A 14,916-nucleotide genomic window follows, 5' to 3' on the forward strand; every position below is an offset into this window, starting at 1 on the left:
CAAGAACGCTCCGGTCGCTCGATCGCCCCATGCCGCGCTGGCTACTAGCGCGGATTTGCATCAACTCCAGGCGTGCCTGTTGCATTCAACCCGGGCAGCACTGACAAATCTCTGAGAAGGAACGTATGGAATTTATCTTTGCGCGTGCTGTGGATGGCGTTGTTGCAATGGGGCTGCCTGCCGACCGGTGTGATGAAAAACCACGGGGCCGGAAGGCTCCGGGCGGTTCGTCGTGGGTGTGCGTGCGCGTGTCGGAGGGGTGGGTATGAATCAGTTTCTCCAGCTCTCGACAAGCTACCCTCTGACGACAGCGCAGCGGGACATCTGGCTGGACCAGATGACCAAGGGCGATTCCCCCCTGTACAACATCGGTGGCTATCTCCATATCCAGGGCGCCGTCGACCCTGAGCGCTTTCAGCGGGCGGTCGACCTGTTGATTGAAAAATACGATGCCCTGCGTACGGTATTGCACTACGGCGCCGACGGCGTGCCCATGCAGACAATGGCAGAGACATTGGAAGCGCGGGTTCCCGTGCTGGATTTTTCCGATCGGCCTGACCCAGAGGCAGCGGTCCATGCCTGGATGCAACAACGGATGGCGGTCGCCATCAGGTTGGATGAAAGCCCGTTGTTCCGGTTCTATCTGGCTAAGCTCGGTGACACGTCGTTTTATTTTGTGATGCACCTTCACCACATCATCCTGGACGGGTGGGGCGTCGGTTTGGTGCTCACTTCGCTGGGTGAACTCTATGACGCCCTGGAGAACGACCAGCCGCCTGACTTGTCGGCACCATCCTATGTCGGCTTCATCGAAGAAGATGCCCGCTATCGTGATTCCCCTCGCTTCAAGCTCGATGAAGCCTACTGGCTGGACAAATACCAGGACGTTCCGGATCCACTGTTCATCGCGCGTCACCATGACCAGCAGCCCGGGGTCCTGGCGCCCAGTGCTCAAGCCTTGTATCGCTTCGCCCACAGCTTGAGCGATCGAATCGACGTCCTGGCGCAAGCACATCAGGCGTCACGTTTTTCGGTGCTGCTGGCTGCACTGTATGTCTTTTTCATACGGACCACCCAGCGTGATGAGTTGGTGATCGGCCTGCCGATCCTGAACCGTCCCAATGCCACCTTCAAGAAAACGGCGGGGTTGTTCACGCAGGTCAGTGCGGTGCGCTTCAAGTTTGCCAGCGACTTGTCATTTGGCGAGTTGATACGTGGCGTGACCCGCACACTCAAACAGGATTATCGCAACCAGCGGTTCCCCCTGAGCGAGATGAACCGTTCGCTAGAGTTGCGGCGCGACAACCGCGCGCAGCTGTTCGACGTTTCGTTCTCCTATGAGCAGGAAGATCGTCGGTTCATGTTCGGACAGGCGCCGGCTCATTTTGTGATGGGCTCCAATGGCCAGGAACAGATGCCGCTGTCCATCCATATCCGGAGCAACCCGAACGACGACAATGCCTGGCTGCACTGGATCTACAACGAAAGCTACTTCCAGGCCGATGAAATCGAGTCGATGGCCGACCGATTCATGCATGTGCTGGAGCAAGGCTTGCGTGACGATACATTGCCGATCGAGGGCTTCATTCTGCCGACTGCGGCCGAAGCGGACATGCTTGAGGCCTGGAACGCGAGCGATGCGCGCACGTATGAGCGTGACCACACGATCCATGGCCTGTTCGAAGCGCAGGCGCGGGCCCAAGCTGACGCGGTAGCGGTGGTGCATGAAGACCGTTGCCTGACTTATGGCGAACTCAACGCCCGGGCGAATCAGGTGGCGCACCGATTGTTAATCCTCGGAGTCCGCCCGGACGACCGCGTGGCGATCTGTGTCGAGCGCGGTCTGGACATGATCATCGGCTTGCTGGGCATCCTGAAATCCGGTGCCGGCTATGTGCCGCTGGATCCGGCCTATCCCCAGGAGCGCCTGGCCTTCATGCTCGACGACAGTGCGCCGGTTGCTTTGCTCACTCAATCGACGCTGCAGGTTCAGCTGCCGGCGTTGCAAGTCCCGGTGGTGTTGCTTGACCAGGCCGAAGCGGCGGGTATCAGCGCACAGCCACGGTTCAACCCTGATGTGCGTGGCCTGGCGTCGCACCACTTGGCCTATGTGATCTACACCTCCGGTTCCACCGGTCTGCCCAAGGGTGTGATGGTCGAACACCGCAACGTCGCACGGCTGTTTTCGGCGACCCAACCCTGGTTCGATTTTGGTCCGCAGGATGTGTGGGCCCTGTTCCATTCCTTCGCCTTCGATTTCTCGGTCTGGGAAATCTGGGGCGCGTTGACCCACGGTGGCCGCTTGCTGGTGGTGCCGCAACTGGTCAGTCGTTCTCCGCAAGACTGCTACGCGCTGCTGTGCGAGGCCGGTGTGACCGTGCTGAACCAGACGCCAAGCGCTTTCCGGCAACTGATCGTGGCCCAGGGTGAGAGCGATCTGTGCCATAGCCTGCGCCAGGTGATCTTTGGCGGCGAAGCGCTGGAAACCAGCATGCTCAAGTCGTGGTATGCCCGTTCGACCAATGCCGGGACGCAGTTGGTGAACATGTATGGCATCACCGAAACGACAGTGCACGTGACTTACCGCGCATTGTGTGCCGCGGATGCGCAACTGACCGGCGTCAGCCCGATCGGCAAGCGTATTCCCGATCTGCGCCTGTACCTGCTCGACAAGTACGGCCAACCGGTGCCGGTAGGCGTGGAGGGTGAGTTGTATGTAGGGGGCGCGGGCGTGGCGCGGGGTTACTTGAACCGGCCCCAGCTTGACGAAACGCGATTCCTGGCCGACCCGTTCGACGGTGGGGCTCATGGGCGAATGTACCGTACCGGGGACCTTGGCCGCTGGCTGAAAAACGGTGAACTGGAATACCTGGGGCGCAACGATGAACAGGTAAAGATCCGTGGTTTCCGCATTGAGCTGGGCGAGATCGAAGCGAAGCTGGCGGTATGTGCGCAGGTGCGCGAAGCGGTGGTGATCGCCCGTGAAGACAACCCGGGGGACAAGCGCCTGGTAGCATATGTGGTGGCCGACGCAGGTCGGCCACTCTCGGTGGCTGACCTGCGGGACCAATTGCTGGGCTTGTTGGCTGACTACATGGTGCCGAGTGCATTCGTGTTGCTGGATGCGCTCCCATTGACGACCAACGGCAAGCTGGACCGCAAGGCCCTGCCGGCGCCCGATTCACAGGCCTATGCCCGTCGCAGCTACGAAGCCCCGGAAGGCGAAGTGGAAACTGTTCTGGCCAGGCTTTGGGCCGAACTGCTCGGTGTGGAACAAGTGGGTCGACACGATCGGTTCTTCGAACTGGGCGGCCACTCGTTGCTGGCGGTCAAGCTGATCGAACGCATGCGCCAGGTCAAGCTGCACGCCGATGTGGGGGTTCTCTTTGGCCAGCCGACATTGGCATCGCTGGCCGCCGCCACGGGTGTCAGCAATGGCATCGTGGTACCGGACAACATGATTGCCCACGGGGTCGAACGCATCGCACCGGACATGCTGCCACTGGCAACGCTGACCCAGGACGAGCTCGATCGAGTGGTCGCGGCAGTGCCGGGCGGCGTGGGCAATGTCCAGGATATCTACGGGCTTGTGCCGTTGCAGGAAGGCATCCTGTACCACCACCTGGCGACCGAGGAAGGCGATCCGTACCTGTTGCAGATTCTGTTGCGCATCGACAGCCGCCAACAGCTCGATGCTGTTGTGCAGGCTTTGCAAGTGGCGATTGAACGCCATGACATTCTGCGTACTTCGGTGGCGTGGGAAGGCTTGGGCGAGCCGGTCCAAGTGGTCTGGCGCCAGGCACGGCTGATGGTCGAAGAACTCGGTCTGGATGCGGCTGAAGGCGATATCGCTGGCCAGATGCAGCGCCGTTTCGATCCGCGTCACACCCGCTTCGATCTGCGCCAGGCGCCGATGATGCGCATTCATTTCACCGAAGATGTCACCCACGGCAACTGGGTCGCGGTGTTGTTGTTCCATCACCTGATTGACGATGCCACCTCCCTGGGGATGCTGGGCAAGGAGATCGAGGCGCATCTGGAGGGCCGTTCGGCCCAACTGCCGGTATCGGTGCCTTACCGCAACTATGTGGCGCAGGTGCGGCTGGCAGGCAATCACGAACACCATGAGGCGTTCTTCAGCGAGATGCTGGGGGACATAGACGAGCCGACATTACCATTCGGTCTGCGGGATGTGCAGGGCGACGGTGTCGGTGTCGAAGAGATGGTGTTGCCGCTGGCCGCCGATCTGGCCCAGCGGTTGCGTACCCAGGCACGGCGCCTGGGAGTGAGTGCGGCCAGTCTGCATCACTTGGCCTGGGGTCAGGTAGTGGGGCGTTTGTCCGGTCGCCAGGAAGTGGTGTTCGGCACGGTACTGATGGGCCGCCTGCACAGTGGGCAGGAAGCCGGCCATGCCCTGGGCATGTTCGTCAACACACTGCCCTTGCGCGTCGAAGCGGGAGGCCAGGGGGTATTGGCCGCGCTGAAAGCGACCCACGCGCGGTTGGCGACCTTGTTGAGGCATGAACACGCGCCATTGTCCCTGGCGCAGCGCTGCAGCGGCGTCGCCGCGCCGACCCCCTTGTTCAGCGCGCTGATGAATTACCGGCAGACAGCCGTGGCGGCGCAGGCACCCAAGGCGGTCGGTGAAGGGCGGCGCTGGGCCGGAGCACAAATCCTGAGTGGTGAGGAGCGCACCAACTATCCGCTGACGCTGTCCGTGGACGATCTCGGCGACGGCTTCAGCCTGACCGTTCAAGCGGTGGTCGAAATCGGCGCACGGCGGATCGGTGCCTATATGGAGGCGGCGTTGACGAGCCTGGCGGCGGCGTTGGAGCGTGCGGTGGAATCGCCACTGGCGGATTTGACGATTTTGCCGGCCTTGGAGCGCGAACAACTGCTGGTGACATTCAACGCCACCGCAGCCGACTATCCGCAGCAGCAAACGATTCATGGTCTGTTCGAGGCCCAGGTCCAGCGTACGCCGGAGGCGGTGGCGGTGATCCGTGGCGAACAGCGCCTGAACTACCGCGAGTTGAACGAACGGGCCAACCGCTTGGCCCATTACCTGCGCAAGCAGGGTGTACAGCCCGATTCGCGGGTGGCGATCTGTGTCGAGCGTGGCATCGACATGGTCGTGGGGCTGCTGGCGATTCTCAAGGCTGGCGGCGGTTATGTGCCGTTGGATCCGGCGTATCCGCTGGATCGCATCACCTACATGCTGGAAGACAGTGCGCCGGCTGCGGTGTTGGCCCAGGACGCCACAGTCGGCTTGTTGAGCGATGCCTCGATGGCAGTGATCAATCTCGACAGCGGCTTGTGGCAGGGCGAATCCGTCCAGAATCCCGAGGTGGCTGAGCTGACGTCTTCGCACCTGGCCTATGTCATCTACACCTCGGGTTCGACCGGTCTGCCTAAAGGCGTGATGATCGAGCACCGCAATACAGTGAATTTCCTGACCTGGGCCCATCGTTCGTTCGACTCCGAAACATTGGCGAAAACCCTGTTCTCGACGTCGCTGAACTTCGACCTGGCGGTCTACGAGTGCTTCGCGCCGCTGACCTCGGGTGGCAGCATCGAAGTGGTCACTAATGTGCTGGAACTGCAACAGGGCGAGCACGACATCACCTTGATCAACACCGTGCCGTCGGCGCTCAAGGCGTTGCTGGAATCTGGCGGATTGGGCGAGGGCATCGACACGGTGAATGTCGCCGGTGAAGCGCTCAAACGCAGTCTGGTTGACACTTTATTCGAACAGACCCAGGTCAAGCGCCTGTGCAACCTCTACGGCCCTTCGGAAACCACGACCTATTCAAGCTGGGTATCGATGGCCCGGGAAGATGGATTTGCCGCGCATATCGGCAAACCGGTGGCGAACACCCAGTTCTATCTGCTGGATGAGCACAAACAACCCGTGCCGCTGGGCGTTCCGGGCGAAATCTACATCGGTGGTGCCGGGGTCGCTCGTGGTTATTTGAACCGCGACGACCTCACGGCCGAGCGTTTCCTGAAAGATCCGTTCAGTACCTCTGTAAACGCCCGCATGTATCGCACGGGCGACTTGGGCCGCTACCTGCCGGACGGCAACATCGAATACCTGGGCCGTAATGACGACCAGGTGAAGATCCGTGGTTTCCGCATCGAGCTGGGGGAGATCGAAGCCAAGCTTGCGCAACACGATGCCTTGAACGAAGCCGTGGTCCTTGCTCGTGAAGATGTGCCGGGGGACAAGCGCCTGGTCGCCTATTTCACCCAACACTCGCCGGACGAAACAATAGAGATCGAAGCCCTGCGCACGCACCTGCAAACGCAGTTGCCGGCCTACATGGTGCCCGTCGCCTACGTGCGCCTGGATGCCTTGCCACTGACCCCCAACGGTAAACTCGATCGCAAAGCCCTGCCGGCGCCGGACCTCGACGCGCTGATCACCCGTGGCTACGAAGCCCCGCAAGGCGAGGTCGAAACCACCCTGGCAGAGCTCTGGCAAGACGTGCTCAAGGTCGAGCGCGTCGGCCGTCATGACCATTTCTTTGAACTGGGCGGCCACTCCCTGTTGGCCGTCAGCCTGATCGAGCGGATGCGCCAGGCCGGCTTGAGCGCCGATGTGCGCATATTGTTCAATCAACCGACCTTGGCCGCGCTGGCGGCGGCAGTGGGGACTGGCAACGAGGTGACTGTCCCGGCAAACCTGATTCCTTCGGGTTGCGTACACATCACCCCAGCCATGCTGCCGCTGGCGAGGTTGAGTCAGGAGGCCATAGACCGCATCGTGTCCACCGTGCCGGGCGGTGCGCGCAACGTGCAGGACATCTATCCGCTGGCGCCGCTGCAGGAAGGCATCCTTTACCATCACCTCGCCGCCGAGCAAGGCGATCCCTATGTGCTGCAAGCGCAGTTCACCTTCGACAGCCGCGAACGCCTGGACGATTTCACCCAGGCCTTGCAGGGCGTGATCGACCGCCACGACATCTTGAGGTCATCCATGGCCTGGGAAGGGCTGGACGAACCGGTGCAAGTGGTCTGGCGCAAGGCGGTCCTGGGTGTTGAACAGGTTATCCCGCACGATGAAGAGGGTGACATTCTCGCGCAGTTGAAGGCGAGCTTCGACGTCAGTCACCAGCGCCTGGATATCCGCCAGGCGCCGTTGATGCGCGTTCGGTTCGCCCAGGACGCCGCCAACCAGCGTTGGTTGGCGACCCTGCTGGTCCATCACATGGCGCTCGACCACACGGCGCTGGAAGTGATGCGCCACGAGATCCAGATGCACTTGCAGGGCCACGCCGGTCAGTTGGGCGACGCGGTGCCTTACCGCAACTATGTGGCCCAGGTATGCCTTGGCGTGAGTCGTGAAGAGCACGAAGGGTTTTTCCGCGCGATGCTCGGCGACATCGACGAGCCGACGCTGCCGTTCGGCCTGCAGGATGTCCGTGGCGATGGCAGCAGTATCGAGGAAGCCCAGCAGGCCATCTCGACGGAGCTGAGCCGCCTTCTGCGTCTGCAGGCGCGTCAATTGGGCGTGAGTGCGGCGAGCCTGTATCACTTGGCCTGGGCCCAGGTGCTGGGACGGGTTTCGGGTCGCGAAGAGGTGGTGTTCGGCACGGTGCTGATGGGGCGGATGCAGGGCGGTGAAGGCGCCGACCGCGCCTTGGGAATGTTCATCAACACCTTGCCGATCAGTGTGCAAGTCGGTGCACAAAGCGTGCGCGACGGCGTGCTGGCGACTCACGCGCGGCTGAGCGGGCTGTTGGGCCATGAACATGCTTCCCTGGCGCTGGCCCAGCGTTGCAGTGGCGTGGTCGCACCGACGCCCTTGTTCAGTGCATTGCTCAACTACCGTCATTCGGTCGCCGAGCCTGATGCGTTACAAGCGTCGTCGACCTGGGAAGGGATCGAGGAACTGGGCGGTGAAGAACGCACCAACTATCCACTGGTGCTGTCCGTGGATGATCTCGGCGAAGGCTTCAGCCTGACTGTTCAGGCGGTGGTCGAAATCGGCGCACGGCGGATCGGCGCCTATATGGAAGCGGCATTGACGAGCCTGGTCGTGGCGTTGGAGGGTGCGGCTGGAACGTCATTGTCTGATTTGACGATCTTGCCAGCGCAGGAGCGTGATCGGCTGTTGGTGACGTTCAACGCCACCGAGGCGGATTATCCGCAGCAGCAGACGATTCATGGTCTGTTCGAGGCCCAGGTCCAGCGTACGCCGGAGGCGGTGGCGGTGATCCGTGGCGAACAGCGCCTGAACTACCGCGAGTTGAACGAACGGGCCAACCGCTTGGCCCATTACCTGCGCAAGCAGGGTGTACAGCCCGATTCGCGGGTGGCGATCTGTGTCGAGCGTGGCATCGACATGGTCGTGGGGCTGCTGGCGATTCTCAAGGCTGGCGGCGGTTATGTGCCGTTGGATCCGGCGTATCCGCTGGATCGCATCGCCTACATGCTGGAAGACAGTGCGCCGGCGGCGGTGTTGGCGCAGACGGCGACCCTTGAATTGCTGGCAGCAGCGTCAATGCCGGTGATCGATCTCGACAGTGGCTTGTGGCAGTGCGAATCGCCGCTGAATCCTGAAGTCACTGGCCTGACGTCCTCGCACTTGGCTTATGTCATCTACACCTCGGGTTCGACCGGTCTGCCCAAGGGCGTGATGATCGAACACCGCAACACGGTGAACTTCCTGACCTGGGCCCATCGCTCGTTTGACGCTCAAACCCTGTCGAAAACCCTGTTCTCGACGTCGCTGAACTTCGACCTGGCGGTCTACGAGTGTTTCGCGCCGTTGACCTCGGGTGGCAGCATCGAAGTGGTCACTAATGTGCTGGAACTGCAAGAGGGCGAGCACGACATCACGCTGATCAACACCGTGCCCTCGGCGCTCAAGGCCTTGCTGGAATCCGGCGGATTGGGCGAGGGCGTTGACACGGTCAACGTGGCCGGTGAAGCCTTGAAGCGCAGCCTGGTGGAGACGTTGTTCGAGCAGACCCAGGTCAAACGCCTGTGCAACCTCTACGGCCCTTCGGAAACCACGACTTACTCAAGCTGGGTGTCGATGGCCCGGGAAGATGGATTTGCCGCGCACATCGGCAAACCGGTGGCGAACACCCAGTTCTACCTGTTGGACGAGCACAAACAACCCGTGCCACTGGGCGTGCCGGGCGAAATCTACATCGGTGGTGCCGGGGTCGCTCGTGGTTATCTCAACCGCGACGACCTCACGGCCGAACGCTTCCTCAAGGACCCGTTCAGCACGGCTCCGAACGCCCGCATGTACAAGACTGGCGACTTGGGCCGCTACCTGGCGGACGGCAACATCGAATACCTCGGCCGTAACGACGACCAGGTGAAGATCCGCGGTTTCCGCATCGAGCTGGGAGAAATCGAAGCCAAGCTCGCGCAACACGATGTCTTGAACGAAACCGTAGTCCTGGCCCGTGAAGACGTACCGGGCGACAAGCGCCTGGTCGCCTATTTCACTCAGCATTCGCCAGACGATTCGGTCGACATCGAAGCCTTGCGTGCCTACCTGCAGGCGTTGTTGCCAACCTACATGGTGCCGGTGGCCTACGTGCGCCTGGATGCCTTGCCCCTGACGCCGAACGGCAAGCTCGACCGCAAGGCCCTGCCGGCACCAGACCTCGATGCCGTCATCACCCGTGGCTACGAAGCCCCGCAAGGCGAGGCTGAAACCACCTTGGCGCAAATCTGGCAGGATTTGCTGGGCCTGCAACAGGTCGGTCGCCATGATCACTTCTTCGAACTGGGCGGGCATTCCCTGCTGGCGGTCACGCTGATCGAGCGCATGCGCCAGGCCGGCTTGAGCGCCGACGTGCGCATATTGTTCGGCCAGCCAACCCTCGCGGCGTTGGCGGCGGCAGTGGGAGGCAGCAACGAAATCGTGGTGCCAGCCAACCGGATCGCGCTCGACTGCGAGCGGATCACGCCTGACATGCTGACGCTGGCAAGCCTCGACCAGGATGCCATCGACCGCATCGTGTCCACCGTGCCGGGTGGTGCGCGCAACGTGCAGGACATCTATCCGTTGGCGCCGCTGCAGGAAGGCATCCTTTACCATCACCTCGCCGCTGAACAAGGCGACCCTTACGTGCTGCAAACGCAGTTCGCCTTCGACAACCGCGAACGCCTCGACGCGTTCATCCAGGCCCTGCAAAGCGTCGTTGACCGCCACGACATCTTGAGGTCATCCATGGCCTGGGAAGGGCTGGACGAGCCGGTGCAAGTGGTCTGGCGCAAGGCGGTACTGGGTGTTGAACAGGTTATCCCGCACGATGAAGAGGGTGACATTCTCGCGCAGTTGAAGGCGAGCTTCGACGTCAGTCACCAGCGCCTGGATATCCGCCAGGCGCCGTTGATGTGCGTCCGCTTCGCAGAGGACGCCGTCAACCAGCGTTGGCTGGCGACCTTGCTGTTCCATCACATGGCGCTCGACCATACGGCGCTGGAAGTGGTGCGTCACGAGATGCAGGCGCACCTGTCGGGCCAAGCCGGTCAGTTGGGTGATGCGGTGCCTTACCGCAACTATGTGGCCCAGGTATGCCTGGGGGTGAGTCGTGAAGAGCACGAAGGGTTTTTCCGCGCGATGCTCGGCGACATCGACGAACCGACGCTGCCGTTCGGCTTGCAGGAGGTCCGTGGCGATGGCAGCGGTATCGAAGAAGCCCGGCAGGCTGTCGCGACCGACTTGAGTCGACGCCTGCGGACCCAGGCCCGTCGCTTGGGGGTGAGTGCGGCAGCCTTGCATCACCTGGCCTGGGCCCAGGTGCTGGGCCGGGTTTCGGGGCGCGAAGACGTGGTGTTCGGCACCGTGCTGATGGGGCGGATGCAGGGCGGCGAGGGGGCCGACCGCGCCTTGGGAATGTTCATCAACACCTTGCCGATTGGCGTGCAGGTCGGTGCGCAAAGCGTACGCGACGCTGTACGGGCGACCCATGCGCGGTTGAGCGGCTTGTTGGGCCATGAACATGCCTCCCTGGCGTTGGCCCAGCGTTGCAGCGGCGTGATTGCACCGATGCCCTTGTTCAGTGCATTGCTCAACTACCGTCATTCGGTCGCCGAGCCCATCGCGCTGCAAACCTCGTCAGCCTGGCAGGGTATCGAGATACTGGAGAGCGAAGAACGCACCAATTATCCGTTGACGATGAGCGTCGATGACCTGGGTGAAGACTTCAGCCTGACGGTGCTGGTCGAGTCCCGGGTCGGTGCCCAACGCATCTGTGGCTATATGCAAGTGGCGCTGGAAAATCTGGTCGATGCGTTGGAACATGCGCCGCAGACGCCGATGCACAGCCTGGCAATATTGCCGCTGGCCGAACGTAAGCAACTCCTTGAAAGCTGGAATGCGACAGGGACGACCTATGCCCATGACCCGCTGATTCATCGGCAGTTCGAAGCTCAGGCCGCGGCACATCCGCAAGCGCTGGCAGTGGTGCATGCAGGCCAGAGCCTGACTTACTGTGAGCTCAACGCCCGGGCTAACCAGGTTGCGCATCGCCTGCTGGCCCTGGGCATCTGCCCGGACGATCGGGTGGCGATCTGTGTCGAGCGCAGCCTGGAAATGGTCGTCGGCCTGTTGGGCGTGCTGAAGGCCGGCGCGGGCTATGTCCCCGTGGACCCGACCTACCCAACGGAACGTATTGCCTACCTGTTGCAGGACAGTGCACCGGTCGCGGTGTTGGCGCAGGCCGTCACCCGGGGTTTGCTGGCCGCTGGCGCGGTGCCGGTCATCGAGCTCGATAGCGCCGATTGGCAGGACGAGTCCGTCTCCAACCCCGAGGTGCCGGGGCTCGAAGCCCGTCACCTGGCGTACGTGATCTACACGTCCGGCTCGACCGGTCTGCCCAAGGGCGTGATGGTCGAGCATCGCAACCTCAGCAACCTGGTGGGCTGGCATTGCCAGGCCTTCGATGTGAAACGCGGTAGCCGCACCTCCAGTGTCGCCGGTTTCGGTTTCGATGCGGCGGCCTGGGAGATCTGGCCTTCGTTGTGTGCGGGGGCGACGTTGCTGTTGCCACCGGCCCATGCCGGCAGCGAAGACGTCGGTGCACTGCTCGACTGGTGGCAGGCCCAGGCGCTGGATGTGTGCTTCCTGCCCACGCCCATCGCCGAATACGCGTTTGGCCGCAACCTGGGGCACGATCAACTGCGTACCTTGCTGATTGGTGGCGACCGCCTGCGCAAGCTACCGGCCGATCTGCCCTTCGAACTGATCAACAACTACGGCCCCACGGAAACGACGGTGGTGGCCACCTCGGGGCGGATCGATGCCTCGCAAACGGTGTTGCATATCGGCAAGCCGGTGGCCAACACCCAGGTCTACCTGCTCGATGCCCACCTGCAACCGGTTCCGGTCGGCGTGGCGGGTGAGCTGTACATTGGTGGCGCCGGGGTTGCCCGGGGTTATTTGAACCGGGGGCAGTTGACCGCCGAGCGCTTTGTGAAGGACCCGTTCAGCGCCAGGCAGGACGCGCGGATGTACCGCACCGGTGACCTGGGGCGCTACTTGCCGGACGGCAACATCGACTACCTGGGGCGCAACGACAGCCAACTGAAGATCCGCGGCTTGCGCATCGAACTGGGTGAAATAGAAGCCAGGCTTGGTGCTTGCGCCGGAGTCCGGGAGGCCGTTGTCGTCGCAGTGGGAGAGGCCCCGGATGACCTGCGCCTGGTGGCGTATTACACGGCGCACGACACCCTGGATCAAGCGCTGACAGCCGATAGCCTGCGCGAACAATTGCAGGTGCACCTGCCCAGCCACATGGTGCCCGCGGCCTACATGCGCCTGGATGCCTTGCCGCTGACCCCGAACGGTAAGCTCGACCATCGGGCCTTGCCTGTCCCGGACAGCGAGGCCTATTCGGGGCGCGGCTACGAAGCCCCGCAAGGCGAGGTCGAAACGGCGCTGGCGCGGATCTGGTCCGAGCTGCTCAAGGTCGAGCAGGTGGGTCGTTACGACAATTTCTTTGAGCTGGGCGGCCATTCGCTCATGGCCGTCAGCCTGATCGAGCGGATGCGCCAGGCCGGCTTGAGTGCCGACGTGCGCGTGCTGTTCAGTCAACCGACCCTGGCCGCGCTGGCCGCCGCCGTCGGCAGTGGCGGTGAGGTCAATGTCCCGGCGAATTTGATTCCCTTGGATTGTGAACACATCACCCCGGCGATGCTGCCGCTGGTCGCTCTGGACCCCCACGCCATCGAGCGCATCGTGTCGACAGTACCGGGTGGTGCGCGCAATGTGCAGGACATCTATCCGCTGGCCCCGCTGCAGGAAGGTATTCTCTACCATCACCTCTCGGCCGAGCAGGGCGATCCCTACCTGCTCCAGACGCTGTTCGCTTTCGAGACCCGGGGCCGTCTGGAAGACTTCGCGCGCGCGTTGCAACAGGTCATCGATCGTCACGACATTCTCCGGACCTCGATACGTTGGGAAGGGTTCGAGCAACCCTTGCAGATCGTCTGGCGCAAAGCCCCGCTGAGACGGCAAGAGGTCGCCCTGGACCCGGTCGACGGAAATGCCGCGGCGCAATTGTATGAGCGTTTCGATTCCAGGCATCACCGTCTGGATATTACCCAGGCACCGATGCTGCGTCTTGTACATGCCCACGACGCGGAGAATGACCGCTGGCTGGCGATGCTGCTGTTCCACCACATGACGCTGGACCACACCGCGCTGGACGTGATGCAACACGAAATACAGGCCTGTCTCTCGGGGGAGACGGCGCAGTTGGGCGCCGCGATGCCGTATCGCAACTATGTGGCCCAGGCCCGCCTGGGTGTGAGTGGCGAAGCCCACGAACGTTTTTTCCGCGACATGCTTGGCGACGTCGACGAGCCGACGCTACCGTTCGGCTTGCAGGATGTGCAAGGCGATGGCAGCGGCATCGAGGAGGTGCGCCAGGAGGTCGCGGCCGACCTGAGTCGCCGGTTGCGGGCCCAGGCGCGTCAGCTCGGGGTGAGCGCGGCGAGCCTGTATCACCTGGTTTGGGCGCATGTCCTGGGCCAGGTGTCGGGCAAGGACGATGTGGTGTTCGGCACGGTGCTGATGGGTCGGATGCAGGGCGGCGAGGGCGCCGATCGGGCGCTGGGCATGTTCATCAATACGCTGCCCTTGCGGGTGAGCGTTGCGCAAGCCGGCGTCCGTGCTGGCGTTAAGGCGACCCATGCAAGTCTGACCGCGTTGCTGGGCCATGAACACGCTTCCTTGGCGTTGGCACAGCGTTGCAGTGACGTGCAAGCGCCAACACCACTGTTCAGTGCCTTGCTCAACTACCGTCATACCGGGGCGACAACCGCGATCGAGCTATTGCCGGCCTGGAATGGTATCCAGATACTCAGTAGCGAGGAGCGGACCAACTACCCGTTGACATTGTCGGTGGATGATCAGGGCGAGGCGTTCAGCTTTACCGTCATGACCCCGGCGCGCATTGGTGCGCAGCGGCTGTGTGGTTATGTTCAGCACACGTTGGAAAACCTGGTCGGCATGCTCGAACAGCAGCCAGACATGCCCTTGCAGCGTTTGTCGATCCTGCCGGCCTCGGAACGTGAGCAGCTGCTGGTGACGTTCAACGCCACTGCAGCCGACTATCCGCAGCAGCAAACGATTCATGGTCTGTTCGAGAACCAGGTCCAGCGTACGCCGGAGGCCGTGGCGGTGATTCGTGGCGAGCAGCGCCTGAGCTACCGCGAGTTGAACGAACGGTCCAATCGCCTGGCCCATTACCTGCGCAAGCAGGGCGTAGAGCCCGATTCGCGGGTGGCGATCTGCGTCGAGCGTGGTATCGACATGGTTGTTGGGCTATTGGCGATCCTCAAGGCCGGCGGCGGTTATGTGCCGCTGGATCCGGCCTATCCGCTGGATCGCATCGCCTACATGCTGGAAGACAGTGCGCCGGCGGCGGTGTTGGCGCAGAC

At 62.5% G+C, this 14,916-nt stretch carries 1 protein-coding gene; it reads left to right on the top strand.

Annotated elements, in window-relative coordinates:
• Positions 1 to 265 precede the first annotated feature (265 nt).
• The coding region (locus BT125_RS27600; RefSeq protein WP_139271819.1) for a non-ribosomal peptide synthetase at positions 266 to 14,916 on the top strand (14,651 nt) is incomplete at its 3' end.

It is taken from the genome of Pseudomonas sp. NFACC04-2 (genome assembly GCF_900119265.1).
Lineage (GTDB): Bacteria > Pseudomonadota > Gammaproteobacteria > Pseudomonadales > Pseudomonadaceae > Aquipseudomonas > Aquipseudomonas fluorescens_AA.